The 25,561-nt window shown below is 60.0% G+C and carries 14 protein-coding genes; 6 read left to right on the top strand and 8 right to left on the bottom strand.

Annotated features, from left to right (window positions below; genetic code table 11):
• Positions 1-105: 105 nt before the first annotated feature.
• Both H6B30_RS10625 and H6B30_RS10620 read left to right on the top strand, forming a co-directional pair.
• A complete protein-coding gene (locus H6B30_RS10625; RefSeq protein WP_205110419.1) occupies positions 106-2,586 on the top strand; it encodes a TonB-dependent receptor in 2,481 nt (826 codons plus the stop codon).
• 514 nt (positions 2,587-3,100) lie between these two features.
• A complete protein-coding gene (locus tag H6B30_RS10620; RefSeq protein WP_205110417.1) occupies positions 3,101-3,484 on the top strand; it encodes a winged helix-turn-helix transcriptional regulator in 384 nt (127 codons plus the stop codon).
• A gap of 167 nt (positions 3,485-3,651) precedes the next feature.
• Here H6B30_RS10620 and H6B30_RS10615 read toward each other — a convergent pair whose 3' ends face one another.
• The 4 genes from H6B30_RS10615 to dapF are packed head-to-tail and all read right to left on the bottom strand — an operon-like array spanning position 3,652 to position 8,797.
• Positions 3,652-5,841, bottom strand: coding sequence for a glutamine synthetase III family protein (locus H6B30_RS10615; protein WP_205110415.1), 2,190 nt, complete (start codon positions 5,839-5,841; stop codon positions 3,652-3,654).
• A 44-nt stretch (positions 5,842-5,885) separates the two neighbouring features.
• Complete coding sequence (locus H6B30_RS10610) at positions 5,886-6,608, bottom strand: TorF family putative porin (protein ID WP_205110413.1); 723 nt, start codon at positions 6,606-6,608, stop codon at positions 5,886-5,888.
• 46 nt (positions 6,609-6,654) lie between these two features.
• The gene (locus H6B30_RS10605) at positions 6,655-7,884 is read right to left on the bottom strand and encodes an LL-diaminopimelate aminotransferase (protein ID WP_205110411.1); all 1,230 of its coding nucleotides are present in this window, start codon (positions 7,882-7,884) and stop codon (positions 6,655-6,657) included.
• A 55-nt stretch (positions 7,885-7,939) separates the two neighbouring features.
• Positions 7,940-8,797, bottom strand: coding sequence for a diaminopimelate epimerase (dapF, locus tag H6B30_RS10600; protein ID WP_205110409.1), 858 nt, complete (start codon positions 8,795-8,797; stop codon positions 7,940-7,942).
• Positions 8,798-9,131: 334 nt separating this feature from the next.
• Between dapF and H6B30_RS10595 the strand changes: the two genes are divergently transcribed.
• From H6B30_RS10595 to asnB, 3 genes are all read left to right on the top strand, one after another.
• The gene (locus H6B30_RS10595; protein ID WP_205110407.1) at positions 9,132-9,488 is read left to right on the top strand and encodes a P-II family nitrogen regulator; all 357 of its coding nucleotides are present in this window, start codon (positions 9,132-9,134) and stop codon (positions 9,486-9,488) included.
• A 274-nt stretch (positions 9,489-9,762) separates the two neighbouring features.
• Positions 9,763-11,055, top strand: coding sequence for an ammonium transporter (locus tag H6B30_RS10590; RefSeq protein ID WP_239483904.1), 1,293 nt, complete (start codon positions 9,763-9,765; stop codon positions 11,053-11,055).
• A 168-nt stretch (positions 11,056-11,223) separates the two neighbouring features.
• Complete coding sequence (gene asnB, locus H6B30_RS10585) at positions 11,224-12,888, top strand: asparagine synthase B (RefSeq protein WP_205110405.1); 1,665 nt, start codon at positions 11,224-11,226, stop codon at positions 12,886-12,888.
• Between the two features lie 100 nt (positions 12,889-12,988).
• Here asnB and H6B30_RS10580 read toward each other — a convergent pair whose 3' ends face one another.
• From H6B30_RS10580 to H6B30_RS10565, 4 genes are all read right to left on the bottom strand, one after another.
• A complete protein-coding gene (locus H6B30_RS10580) occupies positions 12,989-16,219 on the bottom strand; it encodes a T9SS type A sorting domain-containing protein (protein WP_205110403.1) in 3,231 nt (1,076 codons plus the stop codon).
• Positions 16,220-16,241: 22 nt separating this feature from the next.
• On the bottom strand, positions 16,242-18,095 hold the full coding sequence (locus H6B30_RS10575; protein ID WP_205110401.1) for a T9SS-dependent choice-of-anchor J family protein: 1,854 nt from the start codon (positions 18,093-18,095) through the stop codon (positions 16,242-16,244).
• 152 nt (positions 18,096-18,247) lie between these two features.
• Positions 18,248-21,502, bottom strand: coding sequence for a T9SS type A sorting domain-containing protein (locus tag H6B30_RS10570; protein ID WP_205110399.1), 3,255 nt, complete (start codon positions 21,500-21,502; stop codon positions 18,248-18,250).
• 90 nt (positions 21,503-21,592) lie between these two features.
• Complete coding sequence (locus H6B30_RS10565; RefSeq protein ID WP_205110397.1) at positions 21,593-23,488, bottom strand: Omp28-related outer membrane protein; 1,896 nt, start codon at positions 23,486-23,488, stop codon at positions 21,593-21,595.
• A 766-nt stretch (positions 23,489-24,254) separates the two neighbouring features.
• On the opposite strand from H6B30_RS10565, the gene pelA reads away from it, so the two are divergent.
• Complete coding sequence (gene pelA / locus H6B30_RS10560; protein ID WP_205110395.1) at positions 24,255-25,373, top strand: pectate lyase; 1,119 nt, start codon at positions 24,255-24,257, stop codon at positions 25,371-25,373.
• Positions 25,374-25,561 lie beyond the last annotated feature (188 nt).

The following is a 25,561-nucleotide window of genomic DNA, read 5'->3' as shown; positions in this document are numbered from 1 at the left end:
AACAAAGCGCGCGGACGGCGGTCTGAAGGGCGATTAGGGTTAAATAAACTTAAGTGTATAAGCGCCCACATACTATCCCCCCGCATTCTGCGTCTAATAAATACTATGTACAGGATAATCATGTTGTGCCTTGTGGCAATGTCGTCGCTGATAGCGGCCGCGCAAGGCTCGGTGAAAGGAAAGATAATAGACAGGCAGAGCAACGAGGCGTTGCAGTTTGTCAACATCAAGGTAAACCAGGCCAAGACGGGCAAGATGGTGAAGGGAAGCGTGACCGACGGCGGCGGGGCATTCAACATAACGGGCCTGGCCGACGGCGACTACGTGCTCGAGGCGTCGTACATCGGCTACAAGCCGGCCACGCGCAAGTTTACCATCTCGGCCGGCCACAGGCAGTCGAACTTCCCGTTTATCTACCTCGGCGAAGACAGCCAGGTGCTCAAGGAGGTGCAGGTGACGGGCCAACGCTCGCAGATGAAGCTCGAGGTAGACCGCAAGACGTTCACCGTCGACCAGGTGCTGGCAGCCGCGGGTGGCTCGGCCAGCGACCTGCTCGAGAACATACCTTCGGTAGAGATTGACACCGACGGCGAGATTTCGCTGCGCGGCAACACCAGCGTCGAGGTATGGATAAACGGCAAGGCCAGCGGGCTGACCACCGACAACCGCGCCGAGATACTGCAACAGATACCGGCCGAGAGCATAGAGCGGGTGGAGGTGATAGACAACCCGAGCGCCAAGTACAGCCCCGAGGGCTCGGCCGGCATCATCAACATTGTGCTCAAGCGCGACCGCAAGGCCGGCTACTACGGCTCGCTGCGGGCCGGGGCCGACACGCGGGGCGGATGGAACACCAGCGGAAGCATCAACTACTCGAGCGGAAAGCTCGACGCCTTTGCCAACATAGGCTACCGCAGGCGCAAGAGCACGGGCGGGGCCAGGAGCGAGCAGACATATACGCAGAGCCGGCAATACCAGAACTACGAGACCGACAGCGAGAACAGGGGAGGCAACCTCTTTGCAAGGGCGGGGCTGACATGGCACCCCACGGCAGCCGACGAGCTGTCGATATCGGGCATGACGATGCTCGGCGACAACGACAACACCAGCCTCACGCCCTACCACTACGGCATGCTGGGGGCCCAGGCCGACTCGTATGTAATGTTCAGGCGCAACTCCGGCAGCGGCGACATGAGGATGTACCACGCCGAACTGGACTATGTGCACAACTTCGGCGAGAAGCACAAGATTGACTTCAACCTGTCGTTCGACCGCTGGAAGAGCGACCAAGACAACTACTACCAGGACAGCACCACGTGGAACGACGGCTCGCAGCCCACGGAATACTCTTACCAGTACCGCCCCATGCACATGAACAACCGCTCGTGGGAGGCAAAGGTGGACTACGAAAACCAGGTGACGGAAGACCTCAAGGTGGAAGCGGGCTACGACGGGCGCTTCTCGCGCGAGAACTCGCCGCAGGAGTCGTGGATCGACGAGACCAGCTGGACGGGCCAGAACGTGGCCGAAGACCGCGAATACTTCAACCGATTCATCTACGACATCGACGTCCACGCGCTCTACGCCACCCTAACCACCAAGCTCGGCCCGGTGGGGGTGATGGCCGGACTGCGCGGCGAATACTGGCGGGTGAACACCGAAAGCTATGACTACTGGCAGGAACACGACCCCTCGATGCGCGACACGCCGTTCAAGAAAGACTATTTCCAGCTCTTCCCGAGCCTCTTCCTGAGCTACCACTTCAACGAGACGGCGCAGCTGCAGCTCAACTACACGCGACGGCTCAGGCGACCCTGGGGCGGGCAGCTCAACAGTTTCCGCAACACGCGCGACGCCTCGATGATATCGTTTGGCAACCCACAACTGACACCGGAGTACACCAACTCGTTCTCCCTCAACTTCCTCAAGACGTGGCAAGACCACACGCTGAGCGTGAGCGCTTACTACAGGCCGACGACCGACGTGATACAGCGTGTCACCTACAACCACAACGACACGATATACTCTACCAACGAGAACGTGGCGAAGAGCCAGAGCGCCGGCGTTGAGCTCATTGTCAAAAACAAGCTCTTCCGCATCCTCGACCTCACCACGACCGTCAACGCCTACTACTACAAGCTCGACGGGTTCAGCTATGTCATAGACAACCAGACCGTCACGGGCGAGGCCGACGAGAATTTCTCGTGGGACGCACGCCTGCTGGCCAGCGTCATCCTGCCCTACGACATATCGCTACAGGCCACCGGGCGCTACAACTCACGACGGGTGATAACGCAAGGCTACCGCGAACCCAACGCAAGCCTCGACCTGGGCGTGCGCAAGACGTTCCTAAACAAGGCACTGGCGCTGTCGGTAAACTGGCGCGACGTGCTCGGAACGCGCCGATGGAAAAACCACACCGGCAACGACAGCTTCGAGAGATACCAGGAAAACTGGCGCGACCCGCGCGTCAACGTCACCCTGACATGGAACTTCGGCAACATGAACGGCGAGAAAAAACGGTCCGAAAACGCCATGGGCGGCAGCGACACCGAGGCAACCGGCTTCGGCGGATATGGGGAGTAGAAGCAGGCTCGGGCAAGTTTTAATTACTAATGTATCAAGGAGGTAGAGGGAGTTAGGAAGAGGTAGCTCCCTGCGCTCGCTGGAGTTAGAAGACAAATGCATTGGGAGGTATATGGAGTTAGGGGGTGGTAGCTCCCTGCGCTCGCTGGAGTTAGAGGACATATGCATTGGGAGGTATATGGAGTTAGGGAGAGGTAGAGGACGAATGTTACGTGAATGCAGCAATAAAAAGCCTTGCCATTGAGAGCAAGCAACGCGAGCTTTTACGGTATACCAAAGCCCGTTGGATGCAGCGGGCTTACACACTGCCAACAAAGGCGGCAAAATTTAATTTCCAACACCTCCCATTTCACAATGCATTTGTCTTCTAACTCCAGCGAGCGCAGGGAGCTAACTTCCCCTAACTCCTTCTAACTCCCAATGCATTTGTCTTCTCAACTTCATTTAACTATGCACCTTTGGTGCATCGGGGAATATTGGTTACTTTTGTAGCCCAAACAAAACGAGTCAAGAAATGCAACATACAAGAGTAAGGGAAGAACTGTTTCCCGACTGCCCCATACGCAACGTACTGTTCCGAATAAGCTGCAAGTGGCCCATGCTGGTGCTGTTTACACTCAGCCAAAGGGGCACGCTGCGATTCAACACGCTGCGCCGCGCCATGCCCGACATATCCCAGAAGATGCTCACAGCCACGCTGCGCACGCTCGAAGAAGACGGGCTGGTAGTCAGGCAGGTGTATGCCGAGGTGCCTCCGCGCGTGGAATACGGGCTGACGGAGCGCGCACGCTCGCTGCTGCCCATACTCGACGAACTGGTAGACTGGGCACACAGCAACATGGCCGCCATCATGCGCGACAGGAAACGCCACGCCGGCGGTGAGCCCGCTGCCGTTTGACACAGAAAACGGGAGGCCATATCACTATGGTCTCCCGTCACAAACTTCAAACAACCAAAAAAGAAATAGATTGCTTGCGCACATCCGGCAGGCCGCCGCAAACAGGCCGCGGCAGGCCTCACGCCAGCATTATCATCGGCAGGAAACGCAGGCCCGCACGGGCCACGTCACCTGATGAACAACAGTTCGCGGTATTTTGGCAGCGTCCAGAGGTCGTCTTCCACAAGCAGCTCGAGCTTGTCTATCTGGTAGCGTATGGCCTCCATCTTGGGCGCCACGGTGTCGTGGTAGGCCACTGCCTTAGCCCTGGCATCCTCAATCTTGTTTGCCACCTTGCGCGCATTGATGAGTTCGTCTACTCCCCGCTCTATCACCTGGGTGCGCTCGGCTATCTCTTCTATGAGCTTCACGTTGCGCACAGACAGGCTGTCGGCCTTCCCGGCGTCGAACACGCTGCGCATGTTGGCCACGTTCTTGAGCAACTGGCTCTGGTAGTGGGTGGCCACGGGTATGATGTGGTTCATCGACAGGTCGCCCATAACGCGCGCCTCGATCTGTATTTTCTTGGTGTAAGTCTCCCACTTCACCTCGTTGCGCGCCTCAAGCTCCTTTTTCGTCATCACCCCGAGCCTCTCGAACATCTCCACGCTCGACCCGTCGAGGTAGCGGTCGAATATCACCGGGCAGCTGCCCTCGGTGTCGAGGCCCCGGCGGCGAGCCTCCTCAACCCACTCTTCCGAGTATCCGTTGCCGTCGAAGCGTATGGGCTTGCACGCCCTGATGTCCTCCCTGAGCACGTCGACGATGGCCCTTGTCAGCTCCTCGCCGCCCTCCACGAGCGCGTCGACACGCCTCTTGAAGTCTGTCAGCGCCTCGGCCACGGCCGAGTTCAGGGCAATCATGGCGCTGGCACAGTTGGCCTCGGAGCCCACGGCGCGGAACTCAAAGCGGTTGCCGGTAAAGGCAAAGGGGCTCGTGCGGTTGCGGTCGGTGTTGTCTATGAGCAGCTCGGGTATCTCGGGAATGTCGAGCTTCATGCCCTGCTTGCCTGCCATGGCGAAGAGGTCGTCCTTGTCAGACATCTCGATGTGGTCGAGCAGTTCGCTGAGCTGCGTGCCGAGGAACGACGAGATGATGGCCGGCGGCGCCTCGTTGGCCCCGAGCCGGTGGGCATTGCCCGCGCTCATGATGCTCGCCTTGATAAGTCCGTTGTGGCGGTAGACGCCCATCAGCGTCTCGACGATGAACACCACGAAGCGCAAGTTGTCTACCGGTGTCTTGCCGGGAGCGTGCAGCAGCACCCCGGTGTCGGTCGAGAGGCTCCAGTTGTTATGCTTGCCCGAGCCGTTGATGCCGGCAAACGGCTTCTCGTGGAGCAGCACGCGGAAGCCGTGCTTGCGCGCCACCTTCTTCATGAGCGACATGAGCAGCATGTTGTGGTCTACGGCCAGGTTGGTCTCCTCGAATATCGGCGCCACCTCAAACTGGTTGGGTGCCACCTCGTTGTGGCGCGTCTTGCACGGTATTCCGAGCTCGAGCGCCTGTATCTCGAGGTCTTTCATGAAGGCCTGCACGCGGTCCGGTATGGCGCCGAAATAGTGGTCGTCCATCTGTTGGTTCTTTGCCGAGTCGTGGCCCATTAGCGTCCGCCCCGTAAGCAGCAGGTCGGGGCGCGCCGAGTAAAGGCCCTCGTCTACCAGGAAGTATTCCTGCTCCCACCCGAGGTTGCTCTGCACCTTCTTGACGTCGGGGTAGAAGTAGTGGCAAACGTCGGTGGCGGCCACGCTAACGGCATGCAGCGTGCGCAGCAGCGGGGCCTTGTAGTCGAGCGCCTCGCCCGTGTAGGATATGAAGATGGTGGGTATGCAGAGCGTGTCGTCCATGATGAAGACTGGCGACGTGGGGTCCCATGCAGAGTAGCCCCGCGCCTCGAAGGTGTTGCGAATGCCCCCGCTGGGAAACGAACTGGCGTCGGGCTCCTGCTGCACGAGCAGCTTTCCCGAGAACTCCTCGACCATGCCACCCTTGAAATCGTGCTCGATGAACGAGTCGTGCTTCTCGGCCGTGCCTTCAGTCAGCGGCTGGAACCAGTGCGTATAGTGCGTCACGCCCATCTCGGTGGCCCACTGCTTGATGCCTGCGGCCACGGCGTCGGCTATCGAGCGGTCGAGCCTGGCCCCGTTGTCAATGACGTCTGTCAGTTTCTCGTAGACGTCCTTGGGCAGGTACTTGTACATTTTCTCCCGGTTGAACACATATTTCCCGAAGTACTCATAGGGCCGTTCAGCCGGTGCTTTCACTTCCAGGGGCTTCTTCTTGAAAGCCTCTGCAACTACTTGGAATCTGAGGTTGTCCATAGATATTATGTTTTTTGTGTTATACGTTAGTTGCCTGCCTCACGTCAGGGGCGCAGCGTGAAACCGCAGGCTAAGTAAGCCTTCTGCGTGGCGGGGTTGGCGCTGACCGACGCGAAGAGCGGCACGGTGAACCGCGGCGTCACCGCCACCTCCTTGGTGGTCCGCAGCGACACGTTGGTCACGGCAAACCCGTCGACGTCGGCGTAGATTGCCGATGCCTCATAGGGCACCGCCCCCACGGCGGCCAGCCACTCCATGCCCCCGAGGCGGAACGGGGCCGACAGTTCGACATACGACGAATAAGCATGTTTCTGGCTGCCGTCGTCGCCCGGCTTGTAGTCGTTTCCGGCAAAGTTTGTGTACCACTGCAGTGCCAAGGGCCCGAAGTCGTAGCCCACGTTGGCCTCGAAGACATGGGCAGTGGAGTGTGCCCCATAGTAGAAATAGCGCTCGTCGGGCCCGCTGTTGAACCAGTAGTCGGTCACTCCCACGTTGAATCCGCCCACGCTGTAGCCCAGGGTGAGGTCGAGCTCCTTGGTGTCGCCCGAGTCGAAGCCCACGTTTCCCCATGCCGTTAGCGAAAGCCCGCGCCACGAAAGGCCCAGAGATGGCTGCACACTGATGCCGTCAAGGTCTTGACCACGCCACACATACTGGCTCACGAAGTCGGCCGAAGCCGAGGCTTCCACTCTGTCTTGCGCACTCGCCACTGCGGCCCCGGCGGTAAGCATGACCGCCGCGATGCCCATTTTTCTTGCCTTTCTCATTGTCGTCTCGTTTTAAGTGTTGGCTATCTTGTGTTGTGTTGGTTTGCTATCCGAGCCACCGGCCTATCCGGTCGAGCGCCTCGAGGCAGCTGTCGCGGTCGCCGAAGGCCGTCAGTCGCACGTAGCCCTCGCCGCTCGGGCCGAATCCCACGCCGGGGGTGCACACCACGTGGGCGTTGTAGAGCATCTGCTCGAAGAACCGCCAGCTGCCCTCGCCGTCGGGTGTCTGCACCCACAGGTAAGGCGCGTCCTCGCCCCCGTAGACCCTCAGGCCCAGTGCCGTGAGCGCATTGCGCATCAGCCTTGCGTTCTCCATGTAGTAGCCAATGGTCTGTCGCACCTGCTCGCGTCCCTCGGGCGTGTATGTTGCCTCGGCCGCGCGCTGGCTTATGTAGCTCGCCCCGTTGAACTTGGTGCACTGGCGCCTGTACCACAGCTTGTGCAGCGAGATGCGCTCGCCCTCGAGCGTGGCCGCGGTCACCTCCTTGGGCACCACGGTGTAGCCGCAGCGCACGCCGGTGAAGCCGGCTGTCTTTGAGTAGCTGTGGAACTCGATGGCCACCTTACGCGCGCCCTTTATCTCGTAGATGGAGTGCGGTATGTCGGGGTTCTGTATGTAAGCCTCGTAGGCCGCGTCGAAGAAAATGAGCGTATCGTTGCGCAGGGCGTAGTTCACCCACTTGCGCAGCTCGTCTTTCGACAGCACGGTGCCCGTGGGGTTGTTGGGGTAACAGAGGTAGATGATGTCCACGCGTCGGTCGGGCAACTGCGGCACGAAGCCGTTGCCGGCCGTGCACGGCATGTACACCACGTTGCTCCACCGGCCGTCGTTGACCACCCCCGCGCGCCCTATCATCACGTTAGAGTCTATGTATACGGGATAGATGGGGTCGGTCACGCCGATGCTGTTGTCCCACCTCACCAGCTCCTGTATGTTGCCCGTGTCGCTCTTTGCGCCGTCGTTGACGAATATCTCCGACGGGTCGAGGTGTATGCCGCGCGGCAGGAAGTCGTTCTTCACTATGGCCTCGCGCAGGAAGGCGTAGCCCTGCTCGGGCCCATAGCCGTGGAAGCCGCCCTCGGTGCCCATCTCGTCGGCAGCCTTGTGTATGGCCTCGACCACCGCCGGGCACAGCGGCCGCGTGACGTCGCCTATGCCCAGGCTGATGACGCCTGCCGTGGGGTGCTGCACCTTGAAGGCGTTCACCTTCTTGGAAATGTCGGCGAACAAGTAGTTGTTCGGCAACTTGAGGAAATGTTCGTTTACCAATGCCATAAGTCCTGTCTTTTTTTATGATTGTTGAAGTTGTGATCGATATTGCCGCGGGCCCTCATCCGGCCACCTGCACCTCGCCCTCGAAGACAAACTCCGCGGGTCCTGTGAGGTAGACGTGGCCGTCGTCACCGGCCCAGTCGACGCCCAGCTCGCCGCCGTCCATGACAATGCGCGATGCCCTGGGGGCCCTGCCGGTGAGCGAGGCGGCCACCGCGGTGGCGCAGGCTCCCGTGCCGCAGGCCATGGTCACGCCGCTGCCCCGCTCCCACACGCGCGCCCTGATGAGCCCGTCGGCCAGCACCTGTGCGAACTCGATGTTGCACCGCTGCGGAAACAGGGCCGAGCGCTCGAGCAGCGCGCCCCAGCGGGCCAGGTCGAGGCCGTCGAGCGAGTCGGCGAAGACCACGAAATGGGGGTTGCCCATCGACACGAACGTGCCGCAGAATTCGCGACCGCCGGCCGCCACGCTACCGTTGACCATGCTCCCGCCCGGGGCCGACAGCAGGCCGGCGTCGGCAAGCACGGGCGCCCCCATGTCGACGGTGACGCTCTCCACGGTGTTGTCGTGCCTGAGGTGCAGCCTGAGTGTCTTGACGCCCGAGAGCGTGAGCAGCCGTATGGTGGTGCTGTCGGTGATGCCCTTCTCATAAAGGTACTTGCCCACGCAGCGCGAGGCGTTGCCGCACATGAGCGCCTCGGAACCGTCGGCGTTGAATATGCGCATGGTGAAGTCGGCCTCGGGCACGCGGGAGCAGCCTATGAGCACCAGCCCGTCGGCCCCTATGCCCGTGTGGGGCGAGCTCCATGCCACGGCGGCCGCGGCCGGGTTGGCAACGTCGTTGAGCAGGGTGTCTACATATATATAGTCGTTGCCTGCGCCCTGCATCTTGGTAAATCTGACCGTCTTTGCCATAGCTTGCTTCCTTTCTTTTATCTACGGGCCACACCATGCGGCTCATTTCACGCTGCAAAGATACGATATTTCGGAAGGAAACCACTGCTACAAATGACGTTTTAAATCTACTTTAGACAGGAAACTTTTAAATTGCCATCATATTGCCGCTATGCGTTTACAATCTGAAACCAACCGCGGCCTATAGCAAGCTAAGTGTAAGCACAATACAAAATAGAAGTACATATTGCTCGATTTAAGACTTGTCAAGTTACATTTTGTTGTAATTTTGCAGCGTGAACTTTGCAAAGTGAAACTCAAACAGAAAACAATTAAATAAAAAGGAGAGCCAGACATGAGAAAAATCGAAGCCATAATAAGGAAATCGCGGTTTGAAGACGTGAAGGCTGCCCTGCTCGACGCCGACATCGAATGGCTGTCGTACTACGACGTGAGAGGCATAGGCAAGTCAAGGCAGGGCAGGATTTACCGTGGCGTGGTCTACGACACGAGCTCCATTGAGCGCACCATGATATCGCTGGTGGTCAGAGACAAAAACGTTGACAAGACCGTCAAGGCCATACTCAGCGCCGCCCGCACGGGCGAGATTGGCGACGGCCGCATATTCGTCTATCCCGTAGAAGACGCCATACGCATACGCACTGGCGAGCACGGCGACGTGGCACTGTACAACGCCGAGCAGGAAAGCTGACGCCCGGCGGCAGGGGGCGCGCGCCAAACGGCCCGTCCTGCACCACCAAACGGCCCGTTTCAGGGCGCGAAACGACCCGTATCGGGCCGCAATACGGCCCGTTTGGCGGGCACTGCGCGGCGTCGGCCTCCGACAGCCGTGCCACGGCCGGCGCGGCGGGCCACAAGAGCAAACACATATTCAGGACAAGACACAAAAACAAACAACGATGAAAACTATAATGAAAGCGCATGCACCGCATGCAAGGGCCATGGCCACAGCCGCCATGGCAACCATGGGCGCCACGGCGGCGGCAGCCGCCGAGGCCGCGGGCGCCGAGCCCACGCCCGACACGGGCAACACGGCCTGGATGATAATGGCCACCATACTCGTGCTGCTGATGAGCATACCGGGCATAGCCCTGTTCTACGGCGGGCTGGTAAGGCAGAAAAACATGCTCAGCGTGATAATGCAGACACTGTTCATAGTGGGCGTGGTGAGCATACTGTGGGTGGCCTTCGGCTATTCGTGGGCCTTCGGCACAGGCTTCAGCGAGAGCGGCAACCCGCTGTGGGCCGTGATGGGCGGCTTCGACAAGGCATTCATGGCAGGCGTGGGCACGTCGGCCACCATGGCCAGCGGCATACCCGAGCTGGTGTTCGCAATGTTCCAGTGCATGTTTGCGCTGATAACGCCGGCGCTCATCCTCGGCGCCTTCGCCGAGCGCATACGCTTCAGTGGCTATGCCGTGTTCATAGTACTGTGGGTGATACTGGCCTACTTCCCCATGGCCCACTGGGTGTGGGGCGGAGGGTTCCTGCAGCAGATGGGGGCCATCGACTTTGCCGGGGGCACCGTGGTGCACATCAACGCCGGCATCTCGGCGCTGGTGATGGCGCTCATGATAGGCCCGCGCGATGACTACCGCCGGGGCCACGCCATACTGCCCCACAACATAACGTTTGTGTTCATGGGCACGTCGTTCCTGTGGATTGGATGGTTCGGCTTCAACGCCGGCAGCGGACTGGCAGCCGACGGGCTGGCCGCCAACGCGCTGCTCGTCACCCACGTGGCCGCAGCCGTGGCCGCCGTGACCTGGATGGCAGCCGACTGGGCCGTCAACCACAAGCCCACCACCGTGGGCGCATGCACCGGGGCCGTGGCCGGGCTCGTGGCCATAACGCCGGCAGCCGGCTCGGTGAGCCTGGGCGGGGCCATCGCCATAGGCGTCATCACGCCCCTGGTATGCTTCATGATGGTGGCCGTGGTGAAGCCATATTTCAAGTATGACGACGCGCTCGACGCCTTCGGCGTACACGGCATAGGCGGCATAGTGGGCTCGCTGCTCACGGGCGTGTTCGCCACCAGGGCCGTCACAGGCGAGGCCGGGGCCGAGGGCGCCCTCTACGGCGACTGGCACCAGCTGTGGGTACAGGTTGTGGCCACGCTCGTGTCGATAGTGTTCAGCGCCGTGGTCACCTATGTTCTCTACAAGATTGTCGACTCACTTGTAGGCATAAGGGCCGACAAGCGAATGGAGGAAGAGGGGCTCGACATATACGAGCACGGCGAGTCGTGCTACAACTGACAAGACGCGACAAGCCCCGGGCGGCGGGGCCTACGCCCAGCCGCCCCACCAAGCCGGAGCCGGCAGGCCACCACCTTACACCAGTAAGCCAGGGCGGGCCTGCCGGCCCCGGCAACATAGCCTACGGGCACCGCAACAGACTTCATACCAAACCATAAACAAAGCAATATGTGTGGAATAGTAGCAATTTTCAACATCCGCCAACAGACGGCGGAACTGAGGCAGAAGGCCTTGCAGATGAGCAGGAAGATACGTCACCGCGGACCCGACTGGAGCGGCATATACTGCGGCGGGTCGGCCATACTGGCACATGAACGGCTGGCCATCGTCGACCCCGAGTCGGGACGGCAGCCGCTGATGAGCCCCGACGGAAAGGTGGCGCTGGCCGTCAACGGCGAGATTTACAACCACCGCGACATTCGCCGCCGCTACGCCGGGCGCTACGCCTTCATGACAGGCAGCGACTGTGAGGTGATACTGGCGCTGTGGCGCGACAAGGGCCCGGCGCTCGTCGACGAGCTCAGCGGCATCTTCGCCTTCGCGCTCTACGACGAGCAGACCGACGAGTTCCTGATTGCGCGCGACCCCATTGGCGTGATACCACTCTACATGGGCACCGACGACGACGGCACGGTATACGTGGCGAGCGAGCTCAAGGCGCTTGAGGGCTTCTGCAAGCAGTATGAGACCTTCCCGCCGGGCCACTATTACTACAGCCGCGACGGCCACGCCAAGCAATACTACAAGCGCGACTGGGCCGACTACGACGCCGTGAAAGACAACGGAGCCGACACGGAAGAGCTGAGGCAGGCGCTCGAGCAGGCCGTGCGCCGACAGCTGATGAGCGACGTGCCCTACGGCGTGCTGCTGTCGGGCGGGCTCGACTCGTCGGTCATCAGCGCCGTGGCCCGCAAGTTCTCGGCCACGAGGGTGGAGAGCGGAGGCCGCGACGAGGCCTGGTGGCCCAGGCTCCACTCGTTTGCCGTGGGCCTCAGGGGCGCGCCCGACCTGGCCAAGGCAAGGCTCGTGGCCGACCACATCGGCACAGTGCACCACGAGATAAACTACACCCTGCAGGAGGGCATCGACGCGCTGAGCGACGTGATATACTTCACCGAGACCTACGACGTGACCACGGTGAGGGCATCGACGCCCATGTACCTGCTGGCCCGCTTCATACGGTCGATGGGCATCAAGATGGTGCTCTCGGGCGAAGGGGCCGACGAGGTGTTCGGCGGCTACCTCTACTTCCACAAGGCACCCACGCCAAGGGCATTCCACGAGGAGACCGTGCGCAAGCTGTCGAGGCTGCACCAGTACGACTGCCTCAGGGCCAACAAGAGCCTGGCGGCGTGGGGCGTCGAGGGCCGCGTGCCCTTCCTCGACAAAGAGTTCCTCGACGTGGCCATGCGGCTGAACCCCAAGGCCAAGATGTGCCCCGGCCGGCAGATAGAGAAGCGCGTGCTGCGCGAGGCCTTCGCCGACCTGCTGCCCGACGAGGTGGCGTGGCGGCAGAAGGAACAGTTCAGCGACGGCGTGGGCTACTCGTGGATAGACACGCTGAGGGGCATGGCCGAGACGGCCGTGACCGACAGCCAGATGAGCCGGGCCGCAGAGCGCTTTGCCGTCAACCCGCCACGCAGCAAGGAGGAGTATATGTACAGAGAGATGTTCGAGAGCCACTTTCCCAGCCGCTCGGCCGCCCTCACCGTGCCCAGCTCGCCGAGCGTGGCGTGCAGCACGCCCGAGGCCTTGGCATGGGACGCTGCCTTCGCCGGGCTCAACGAGCCCAGCGGCAGGGCCGTGAGCGGGGTGCACGACCAGGCTTACTGACAGCCGAGACCACCCGGGCCGCAAAGCGGCAAACACGAAGCGGGGGCGCATCCTCATCCGGATGCGCCCCCGCCTTTGTCATGCCGCAAGCGGCATCAGGTCACCTGCTGACACGTACCTTGTAGGTCTTGGTGCCATCGTTGGTCTTTACCTTCAATATGTAAAGGCCACTCTGCACGGCCGACACATTGACAACATTGCCGTTGGTGCTGTCGACGAGCGAGCCGCCGAGGCTGTAGACATCGATGCCGAGGATGCCATCGCCCTCTACGCGCACGTAGTTGTCGCCATCCTGGGTGATCTTGATGTCGTTGATCACGTTCTCGCCGATGCCGGCAGCCACATCGTTGATGGTGAAGAACACGCCCGTGCCCTCAACCTTGCCGCCGACGGTGTAAATCACGTCAACGTTGACGCGGCATGTCGACGACGGGTCGACGCTGGCGCCCATCTCATAGGTGAACGACGTTTCGCTGACGGGCTCGGGAGTAACGTTGGCCGCATTCACGCGAACCTGGTAGCCGTCGACAGCCATCGGCTGGCCCTCAGAGTCGCTGACCACCATGCCCATGAGCCAGTTGCCCGGCGAAGACAGTGTGCCGTAGCTGGCGGCAAGGGTCTGGAAGGTATCGCCCTCGTCGTAGGAAACGAGGTCGGACACTCCGCTGTAAGCCGGGTTGTTGTCGTAAGCAAGGGCGGGCTGTTCGGCCTCAACGTCGAAGCAGTCGAGTATGATGTCGTAAGTAGACTTGTCGTCGAGCACGAAGGGCTCGTCAAGCACCACGGTGTTCCACCTGTTGGGCACCACTTCCTCAACAAACTGGCTTACTATCTCCTGGCCGTCCTTGAGCACGTAGAACGTAAACTCGGCCTGTGCCATCGGGTAGAAGCGCAGCTCCTTCACGCTGTAGCCGCCATAGCTGTGCAGCTTTGAGGGCAGGTAGGTGGTGCGGGCCTGGTAGCCGTAAAGCTGGTCGGCGGAACCGGTGAGGCCTCCCTGCGGTGTCTCGCCACAGTACTGTATGTTGGTTGCATCGTTGTCGAGCGGTGCATCCCAGCTGAAAAGCACTGTCCTGGTGTCCACATCCTTCACGTCGATGTTCACATTGTCTATCGCACGGAACACGCTGGTGTTGGTCACGGCAGTGAAGTCGACGGCCGTCTTGCCCGACACGTCGCCATTGGCATACACAGCCTCGACCTCGTAAGAGTGGTCGCCTTCGGCCACAGCCTTGTCAACATAGGTTAGCCCATCTGACGAACCAACCAGGGCGCCGTCGCGGTAGACGTTGTACTGGCTGACGTTGCTCACGTCGGCAGAGCCCGATGCGCTCTGGAACTCGGCCCCGATGGTGAAGATGACCGGATAGCTGGTGCCTCCGCTCTGCTCCGACTCGTCGTTGAGCGAATAGAACCACACGCCCTCGTCGACGCGGCGGATGAGGTCGCTGTAGCCTGGCACGCAATTGTCGTAGATCATGCCTACTACGTTGCTGCTGGTAGCCGTGCTTGCCACGTCGGCCTCGATGGCAATGTAGAGGTCGCCGTCTTGCGGAACAGCCAGCGGGTTGTCGAGCTTGACGCTGTTGACACGGCCGTACTGCAGTTCCTGGCTTACGGGCTGGGTGTAGACAAGGGTCTCGCCCGAATATATGTTGACGGCAAACGACTCAACCTCTTCCTTCGGGCAGAAGCTGACCGACGTGATGTTGTAGCCGGCATACTGCTGCATGTCGCTCTTGTCGAAGCGAACCGCAGCCTCGAACGAAACGTTGCCGCCGCCGAAGCCGCCGTTGATTTCCTGGCTGTCGTCGAAGTATCTCAGCACGGGATTCTTGGTCTGGGGCGCGCTCCAAGTCATGAGCACGTCGTTGGCACCCCTCATGCGGGCATACAGGTCGGTGGGAGCGTTGGCAGCGTCTGACGGCACAGCCACCGAAACGCCTTCGGACTTGGCAGAAACCTGGCCGCCCTCAAACTCGGCCTCGACGCTGTAGGTGTACTCTGTGCCTGCGGCCACCGTGTTGTCATAGTAAACCGTGGTGTCAACGAGCTCGGTATTGACCTTCTCGCCGTCGCGGTATACATTATAGCCCTTCACGGCCACGCTGCTCAACAGCGGAGAGCCCCACTCAACCTTTGCCACCTTGAGGCCGCTCATGGCCGTAGCCTTCACACCGGCCGGCGTAGGGTTGACCGCATTGGCGTTGAGCTTGACGATGACGGGTATCTCAAACTGGTCTTTGCTGGCAGCCTGCAGCAGGAAAGTGCTGTCGTCTTTCGACACATCCACACACTGCAGGATGTTGAAAAGGCCCTCGGTGTCGGCCGTGCGCTCGGCAATTATGCCGTCGGCGGCAAAGTCGGCGCCATTCTCTATGAGGTAAGCCTCGAGCTTTATCGTCTCGCCGTTCTTGTAATAGATAGGGAATGCAGCCGTGTTGTCGTTCTGCTGGTAGCCCACCACGGTGAGACTGTCGCTCATTCCGTAAACCACGTAGTCGAAATACTGGTCAGACTGGGGCCTCACCCTTATGTTGGTGCCTGTCTCGAAGTCATGTATGCAGACAGCGGCCTCCCTATCGCCGTCTTCCATCACGCCCACCCAAAGGGCTTTGGTGCAGTCGCTCGAGAAGTCCCAAACGCCCTGGTACTGGTTGATCTGGCTGCCGGGGAATATCTGCTTTATGCCGTTGACATCCCAAAGCACCGGCTGGCGCGTGTCGCTATACTGCGCTGTATACGCCCATCCGCCAAACATAGAGCCGTCGTTGGCCACGGCCTGCACAGAGCCCGTGTGCCCGTCGCCGAGCGCGCCCATGAGCTTGTAGTCTTTCCACACCACCGGCGTCATCACTCCGCTGGCCGAGTAGATGGCACCGCCTATGTAGCGGCCGTCGGCGCTGATGCTCATGGCACTGCTGCCCGAGCCGATGCCGGTGAACGTGTCGTTGGAGTTCTCGAGGTGATGCCACTGTCCGTCAACCCAATATCCGGCAGCCTCGACAGGCGCGCCGTTGCCCGAAGCCTCAGAGTCGAGGAATGTTCCAACTACGACACCGTTGTCCGACACGGCGTAGGCAGCCGTGTTGACACCAAGGGTAGTGATTTCGTTCGACTCGAGATTCCAGATGAATCCGATGGGGTCGCTCGACCCGTCGGTCTGTGCGCCGCAGGCCCACTTGCCGTTGGACGACACATTGGTCAGAATCTGGTTAGGCCCGCCGTACATTACCACCGTTCTGGTAGCGGGATGGGCGTCCTGCGCCGCCGCCACCAAGCCATTCATGCTAAGCAAGGAAAGGCAAATCGGAAAATAAACTCTTTTCATTTATAAATAACACTGTTAGGTTTTAAAATACAATCTTTTTAACCACGGTCTTCCCTTCAACGCCCACGTTGACGAGATAACACCCCTTCAGCGAGCCGCAGTCTATGCTCACGGCGCCCGACATTGTGGCTGCCGACTTGACAAGGCGGCCGTCGAGGCTGTAGACACGCACTGTGGCGCCGGCCTTTCCGGCGGGCAGCGTCACGCTGACAACGCCATCTGCAGACGCTTCGACGCCTACCTGGCTGCCGTCGGCCACGGCGTCAGCCACTCCTGTCGACACCACGAAGTCGCAACGGGTGGCGTTGAGCACCGTGCGCAGCGGGTGCTTGATGACAAACGCCAGCACACTGAGGCTGTCGTCGCCGTAGACACGGTCTTCGGGTATGGTGAGCTCGCAGCTCACATCGTATGTAGTGCCGGCCTTGATATCAACGGGCAGGCAGCCGGAGATGCCGTTGGCGGCTGTCGAGCCCTCTATTGGCATGTCGTGGTAGCGCATGAGCTCGCCCGGTATGGCCACGGGCAAGTACATGTACTCGCCGCCCCCGAAGGTGGTGCAGTTGTTCGACTGGGCTATGTCGCCCTGCGAATACTCATTGTCGATGATGGCGAAGCCCACGCGGTAGTCGTCGAGCGAGTTGTCGCAGTCTTCTGCAAACTGCACTTGTGCGGCCACCTTCACCTTGCCGTCCTCAATCTCTGCCGTGGCGTTGACCATGGCCGTGGTAGGCTCAAGCATTGCCGCCTCAAGGTAGCCGTCGGTGTGGTACCTGTCAGAGCACATCAAGTCGCGGTCGCGGTTGTATATGAACGACGGCCAGCCGATCAGCCAGTAGCCTATGCCATTGGCGTATTCGTTGCAGATGAGGGGGTCGTGGCCCATGTGGGCCGACACCACTATGACGTCGCTTCCCATCTTCTCTTTCACCTTAGTGAGGTAAGGCATCATGTCGGGGCACTGGTTGCACCAGTTGCCCGTGCCCTCGTCGAGCAGCAGCGTGCGCTTGTAGTAAGAGCTGATGATGCTGTCTGTGTAGACAGTGTCTTTCGTGCCGTCGGTGTAGTCGAGGCTTATAGAGTATCGGTTTACGCTGTGCGGCTCGACAGGCATGTCGAAGCTGTAGCCCAGCGTGCCCTCGGCCGCCAGCTCTGCCTGGCCCGGCTCCATGGTCAGCGAGCCGCCGCCATAGATGCAGTTGACGGCAGCGATGTCGGCCTTGCGCCCCACATTGCGTATGACGCCGCTCACGGGAGCCGTGGCCACGCTGCCGCAGAACCTGCTCGACGTGTTCCTGACGTCGTAGCTGTGGCCGTCGAGCCCGCCCACAAACACATCGTCGACAGCGAGTATGTAGCCGCTGGATGTGGTGCAGACGAAAGCCACGTAGATGGTCTTGCCCGCGTAGTCGGCCAGCGACACCGAATGGTCTGTCCACGAATAGCCCTCCCGCTTGACTGAATACACCTCGTGGAAGTCGTCGACGGCGGTGCCTGCCTCAGAAACCATCACCTTGTAGTCTTCGCGGAAATCGGAATGCACCGACTTGGCCGTCCAAGTGAGGTAGGCATCGGCGTCGGCATCGAGGGTGATGGCCGGCGTTATGAGCCAATTGTCCTGCGCAAACTCAAACGTGCTGCGCGAGAAACTGAAGGCGGCCCGGTTGCCAGAGCGCTCTATTTCGTTGGCCGCCCAGCTCCCCGACGTGCCGATGTTCTTGTACAGGGCCGACACGATGGGGTTCTCGTCGCGGTCGAGCGTGGTATAGCCCGAGGGTATGCCACTGTCGAAATCGTCGGACAAGTAAACCTTTTGCTGTGCCGTGGCCGCCGAAGACACGGCCAGGGCCATTATTGCTGTTGTTATCTTATTCATCTGTTACTGCTTGTTTTTAGCAGGCTATGCCCGGCGGTGGGCCCAGCCCGCATGCTTTCATTTCTTTGTATTAACCGGAATAAGCGTGTGCCCCGTTGCAGGCACACACTTATTCCTTTGTCTGTCATGTCCCTCCGGCGGGGCCACTGCCATCAGTTGGCGCCGCGGAGCACCACCTTCTGGGTTGTGGTGCGGCCGTTGCTGTGGCTCCTCACCACATAGACGCCCGAAGGACGGTTGCCTATCGACAGCGAGCCCTCACAGCCTACTGCCACGGCCTTGCCGTCGGCAGAGTAGACATCGAACGTCACGCCCTCGCCGGCTGTGATCACGCCGTGGCTGAAGCGTATGCACGAACCGCCCTCGACGTCGGCAATGCCGCTGTTCGGGTCGTTGGTCACGGCTATGGTGTCGCTGTTGGCCTTGCCCATCTTATATACGGCCTGCACGTAGATGTCTTCCGACAGCTTGCTTGCCGCGTTGCCAATGCCAAGGAACATGCGGTACTTGTTTTCGGTTATCGGGTTGACAACCACCCCAGCCATGGTGGCAACAGAGTTCACCGGGTACTTCTCGCCGGCCACGAACACGTTGTATTGCTCCAATATGTAAAGGTCTTTGTCTGCCGACTCGTCCCACTCGAGGGTCACGTAACAAGAGTCGAGCGAGTATTCCACGCTTGTCACACGAACGTTTGACGGTGCGGGCAGGTCGAGGTCGAACAGCTCGCGCACAGTGTTCGACACGCTCTCGCCGTAGCCGTAAGAGTTGAGGGGGTCTTCGCCGCTCTGGTCGGCAGCCTCGTCAACGGCCTGCACGAAGTAGTCGTAGGAACCGTTGTACACATTGTTGTCGACATAGGTCACCATGCCGTCGACGGCCTCCGACGCCGGCACGCGTGCCACCTTTATGCCGTGGCGGTAAACATCGTATGCCACGCTTGAAGCGCCTGCAACGTCTGTTGCGTCGAACGTCAGCATCACGGTGTTGAGTTCGTCTGCCACGGGCTCAACAACCAGCTTCGGCGCCGTTGTAGCGTCGGGCTTGCAGTATTCCGTCACATGGTGGTATGTGTAACCGGACCACTCACCGTAAGTGTATGTCATCTGCTCATCCTTGATGCGCAGCGGGTTGGTGCCCACCACGGTATAGATGGTCTTCTTGCTCGGGTTCTCGGTGTATGTCACCTCGCCGTCGTCGCCTTTGGCCGACTTGACGGTGTTTATCTCATACTTGGCGAGTATGCCCAGCTCGTATGTCCAGTGCTCCACCTGCCTGAGCGTGCCGCCCTCGTCGTACTTCTCTTTCTTCACGATGTTGTTATCTTCATCGTAGTACACCTTGTACGAGTTCATGTACGAGGCGTAGGCACCCGTGCCGACGATGGTCTGCGGGCAGTTGGGGGCCACGAAGTCGCTGTAGGTGTAGCCTTCCATCACGTATGGCACACCGCCATGCGTGCCGTAAGAGTCGGGCACATACCTCATTTTCGACACCATGTTGCCGTCGGCGTCATACTCATATACTATCGAGTCGAGCGACTGAGTGCTCTTCTCCTCAATCAGGCGGTCGTTTTCGTCATACTTGTAATATGTGGTGTCGTTGGCCTCGGTGTACGCCAGGTCGTAATCGTCGTACAGTCCGTACTGCTGGTGGAACCTCTTGGCGGGCAGACCCTTCTCGTTGAATATCACACCCTCGTAGTAAGAAGGCTCGTAGATGCCCGTAGACAGGTTTGCGCCGTAGCTCACCACCGAGCTCACCTCGTTGTCGGCGTTGTAATAGTTGACGGTCTTGGCAGATATCTTCGTCTCGGGCACATCGCCGAGGGCGTTGCCCCACTGCTCCACGACCTTCTCCACGAGCCCGGTCATGTCGTAGGTGTCGTTGGTCACGGTCACCGTCTCGCTCTTGGCCGAGCCAATGCCGTAGACAGCCTCGACGTAGACGCTCTCAGAGAGGTCACTGGCAGCCGACCCTGTTCCGAGCGACATGCGGTAGCTGTTGCCCGTTATCGGGTTGATTACCGGGCCCGACATGCTTGCCTCCGAGTTCACCGGCAGTTTCATGCCGTCGATATAGAGGTTGTAGGTGGGCGTGCCGTACTGTCCGTCGCCTGCGGGCTCGTCCCACGAAACGGTCACGAAGCACTCTCCCATCTCGTATTCCACCTTCGTTGCCCTCACGTTGGTCGGGGCAGGCAGCTCGGTAGCGAACACCATGCGGATGCGCTGCGACGAGTTCATGCCGTGTCCGTAAGAGTTGAGCGGGTCGTCCCCTACCTCGCCGTCGCCTATCACGTCTTCGATGTCGGCGTCAACGGCCTGCACGAAATAGTCGTATGTGCCGTTCTTCACGCCCTCGTCGACATAGGTTATCATTCCGTCGACAGCCTCCGAGGCCATGATGCGCGCCAGCTTGATACCGTGGCGGAACACGTCGTAGGCCACGTTTGACGCTCCTTCGATTGTCGTTGCGTTGAATGTGAGCACGGCCGTGTTTGGCTTCTCGTCAGAGAGCGTTATGCTTAGCTCAGGGGCGCTGGCCGGCTGCGGCGTGAAATACTCGCTCACCGACGGCAGCGACTTCTCTCCCCACTCTCCGTCAAAATACGTAGAGTCGTTTGCCTGTATGCGCAACGGGTCGGTTCCAAGCACCTTGTACACAATCTTGCGCGTTGGTGTCTCCGTCCCGTCCTCGTCGACGCTGAACGCCTGGTAGAGGCTGAGCTGCCCGTCGGTGTATGTCCAGGCCTCCCTCTGCTCGAGCGTGCGCGTCTCGCCGTTGTAGGTCAGCTTCTCCAGCATGTTGCCGTCGGCGTCGTAGGTGGCGCTGGCCGTAAACTTGTACGACGCATAGGCGCCGTCGCCCACGATGGTCTGCGGGCAGTTGGGGGCGGCGAAGTTTCTGTATGTCTCGCGCGACAGCTCGGTGTAGCCTCCCTGGTAGTCGGGCAGATACTTCACCATGGCCACCTTGTTGCCGTCGGAGTCGTATTCGTATGCAGTGGAGTCGCCCAGCAGGTAGTTGCGCTCCGACACGAGGTAGCCAGCATCGTTGTACTGGTAGACAATGGAGTCTTTGTCTTTCCACTCCATCACGTTGCCCGTGCCAATCTTGTACTCCTGCGACCACTCCTTGACAACGCGTCCGTTGTCGTCGTAGCCATAGTATGTATATCCTGACGGCTCGAACGTGCCATCCTGATATGCGTCGTAATTAACCTCGGCCACGGGTTGCCCGTTGGCCCCGAAATAAGTCACGTCCTTGCCCGAGACACCGTTGAAGTCTCCCATGACGCTTCCCCAGGTCTCATAAGACCGTAACTTTTGGTCGGCAGTCTGTGCATGCACAGTCCCGGCCATTGCCAATGCCGCCATGACGGCAGCTGCGTATCGCTTGTTCATAGGCGAAAGTATTTAGTTAGTGAGTTTGTTTTATAGTTTGCGTTGCGCCGTGTTGTATGCCCACGGCGCAACGCCCGGTTTCTTGTGTCATCAGCGTGCCACCACGGCTTTTGCCGTTGCGGTCTGCCCGTCCTTGACGGCGCGTGTCACGTATACGCCCGGTGTGAGTGCGAATGTGTCGCCGGCCGAGCACTTCCTTACCATGCGGCCGCCCACGTTGTATATGTACAGGCAGTCGAAGTTGCCCTCGGCCCTGAGCGCGTCGGCCGTGCCCGTGAGCCGTGCCACAGGCTTCGCGCCGTCGGCGGCGGTCACTCCGCCTATGGCTGCCGCCGTGCTGCTGCTGCCGAACTTGGCTTCGGCGCAGTTGAGCACCACGCAGTCGGTAACGTCGCCCGACTCATAGTTGGCCACGATGGCCACGATGTGCATGTTCTTCAGGTCGGTGGGTATCGACGTCGCGTTGTCGTAGGTCGACGTTATCGACTCGGGCAGCGTATAGGATATTTCCTTCACCACCTCTTCGCCCTCGGTTATGTTCATCTTCTCGCCGAAGAGTCCGTTGAGCCCTCCGCGGAATGCGTGGCGGTGAACATAGTTGGCGCCTCCCAGGCCCGACGACGACGGCATCTGGAACGCCACGATAGAGTCTTGCATGATGCCCACGATGAGGCTTGGGTTAGACACTTCGGGGGTGCGGTATGCCTTGACCGTCACCGTGCCGGTGAGCTGCCTCGTGGCCTCGTCGTACGATGTGTTGATGTCAACGCCCACGTATGGCTGCTGCTCCGACTGCGCCCTGACATTCTCGAGTATGTAGGCCTTGGTGACTGTTGTGGGCGACATGAGCGAGAACACCGGTGTCAAGGGGTTGATGTTGGGGTTGGCATAGCGGTTGACCATGAACGACGGGGCGCCCGTTACGCCAAAGAACTGCTGGTAAAAGTAGTCTTCGAGCATGGTGAAGTCGTCGGGGCTGTAGCCCGAGTGGTATGACAGCTGAACGAAGCTCTCGCCCGACTCCTCGAGCGCCTCTTCGAGCACAGCATGCCCTTCGGCGCAGTTGCTGCACTGCTGCCCGGTGAATGTCTCCACAAGGTAGCTGCGCTTCATGTCGGCCGGGTAGAAATACATCTTGCCGCTGCGCGTGTTGTCGTCGGCCAGTTCGTCGTCGGCGCCGTTCACGCTGCCCACCGTCACGCTCACGTCCTTGTAGCCCTCGCTATCCGAGGTTATGCTCGTGAGGTCGAAGTTGTACACCTCGCCCGGGCCGATGTTCACGCCTGACACTGTGTTGCTGTTCTCTTGGCCGCCCGTCACAGAGCTGGTCACCTCGAAGCTGGTGATGGGCTCGGTGCCGAAGTTGAACAGCTGGCCCTGGAACGAATACTCCTGGCCGGCCTTGTAGTAGCCGTCGGCATTGAACATGCGCACGGTTGCGTCGGTGAACGAGGGCACGCCCTCGACCAGAAGCTGCATGTTGAGGTTGCCGTAAGAGCTCGACGAGAGGTCGGCCCAGCCGTCGGCAAGGTATCCGTAGATGCAGCCCGGCTCGGTGTAGCAACGGTCGAAAGCCAGTGGCGAGTAGGCCTCGGAACAGGTTATCTCGAAACCGAAGTAAAGGTCGCGCTCGCCCGTGAGCTCAAAGGGGGTGGTAAGGTCGTAGTCTCTCCACTGTGTAGAGAATCCGCTGAGTTGCTGCTCGTAGAGCGACTCGCCGTCGAGGTCGGCCTTGACAAAGAATTTCACATTGTCAAGGCTGCGCGTGCCGAACACGCTCCTGATGCCGGTGACCTTGGCGCCGGCCAGCTTGGCCAGCTTGGATGCCGGAATCTTGATGGCGGCACTCTGCGTGGTGCCGCTGCTCAGGCGCACTCCGTCGGTACGGTTGAAATCGCCGTTTGTGTAACCAATCCGTGTCTGCGCCGAAGCACACACAGGAAACATGATAAACCCGATAAGCAAGTAGCGTAAAACTCTTTTCATTATGTCACTCTTTAATCCTAAATTTATATATTCTTTATATAATTACATCATGAGTGTGCCCTATAGTTGCAACGGGCAAAACAAATTATCAACCCGCTACAAAAGTAGTGATTATATCCGATTTATCAAAGAAAAAAGGCGAAAAAAAACACATTTTTGCATCAAAAAGGCACTTTTTATTGACAAAAACCTCCTTTTTGAATGTTCGTATTACACCATAAAATCGTTTAATTAAAATAAGACGTCGAGACCAAAACAATTCCGCTAAGAAACAACACCAGCAAACCTCCGGCCGGGGCGCGCCCGCTGCCTGACAGAACGGGGCAAAACCGAAACCTGTGCGGCGGCTACATGGCAGCGGCACTTGCCGTGGGCGGAACGGCACTAAATGCCGGCTTCGCGCCGACAGCTGACGCCGACACCGGGCGGCCGTTGCCACAGCCTATTGTGGAATGGGCCGTTTGGCGGTCTGGAACAGGACGTTTGGCAAGCCAATACGGGCCGAAACAGAACGCAATACGGCCGCCGCGGCAAAGCGCTCCGGGCAACGGCCTGCAACCGGAGCCCTGCGCCGACGCCACGGCCACCGCACAGGGCCGGGCAGCCGGGCAGCTGATTGCGGGGCCAAGAGGGCACTTTGGGGTTAAAAAACGACAAAAACGGGCCCGGCTGCATACACCGTATGAAAAAAAAGGCTACCTTTACACCACATAACTAAAACTAATCCGAGGGACAGGCACGCCCCCCGACAACAAGTTTATATGTCATGAAGAGAATCATTTTAGGTTGCCTGGCCATGATATGTGCGGCAACCGCCACTGCACAGGCACAGACCGACGGCGCAGGCAAGGCGCCAAAGGCAAAGGTGAAGAAATGGACGTCGATGGCCCCGAAACTGAAAGACAGTTTCTTTAAGACCGCCGAGGCCACGCGCATAGGCGACAACGTGCTGCTATACCAGCAGACCACGGGCGGCTGGCCCAAGAACGTAAACATGCAGCTGCCGCTCGAAGGCGAAGCGCTGTCGAAGGTCAAGGCGGCCAAGGACGACGTGAACGAGAGCACCATAGACAACAAGGCCACCACAACCGAGATAACATACCTGTGCCGGCTGTACAACGCCACGGGCGAGGAGCGCTTCCGCCAGGGGGCTCTGCGCGGCATGGAATACTTGTTTGAGGCGCAATACGACAACGGGGGGTGGCCGCAGTTCTACCCACGCCCCAAAGGCTACTACACCCACATAACCTACAACGACGACGCCATGGTGAACGTGCTGAAGGTAATGCGCGACGTGGCAAAGGGCAAGGAGCCCTATGCCTTCATGCCCGACAGCACCAAGGCCAAGGCGCAGGCGGCGCTCGACAAGGGCGTGGAGTGCATAGTGAAGACGCAGGTGGTGCAGGACGGCAGCCCTACGGTGTGGTGCGCGCAGTACGACGAGCACACGCTGCAGCCCGCCCCGGCACGGGCCTACGAGCTGGTGTCGCTCAGCGGGCAGGAGTCTGACGACATCGTGCTCTTCCTCATGTCGCTGTCCAACCCGTCGGCCGAGGTGGTCAGGTGCGTCGAGTCGGCCGTGGCGTGGTTCCGCAAGAGCGAGATACACGGACTGACGTTTGAGTTCTACAAAGACGGCAACGGGCAGCGCGACTACCGCATGGTGCCCTGCGCCGATGGCAGCGACTGCCCGCCGCTGTGGGCCCGCTTCTACACCATAGACACCAACCGCCCCTTCTTCAGCGACCGCGACGGGGTGGTGCGCTACGACATAGCCGAGATTGGCCACGAGCGGCGCACGGGCTACAGCTGGTATAACTCCGACGGGCTCGACGTTTACAAGCGCTACAAGACGTGGGCCGAGAAACATGGCTCGGCCCGGTAGCCGCCAACCTGCATTATATAATAATGTGTGGCCCCCGCCTGCCACCGGCTCACAAGCGCCGGCGGTACAGGCGGGGGCCACATGTTTACGCCCCATGAGCCGCCTATGAGCCGTAAAGCCGCCCTTGCGCGGCCCTACGGCTCATAGGCGTTTTGCCAAAGCGGCCGCCCTACGGCCGTGGATGCCAC

This window comes from Marseilla massiliensis (assembly GCF_016899955.1).
In the GTDB taxonomy this organism is placed as follows: Bacteria; Bacteroidota; Bacteroidia; order Bacteroidales; family Bacteroidaceae; genus Prevotella; species Prevotella intestinigallinarum.
Note: the sequence above shows the minus strand (reverse complement) of the source record. Positions and strands in the feature narration are given on the sequence as shown.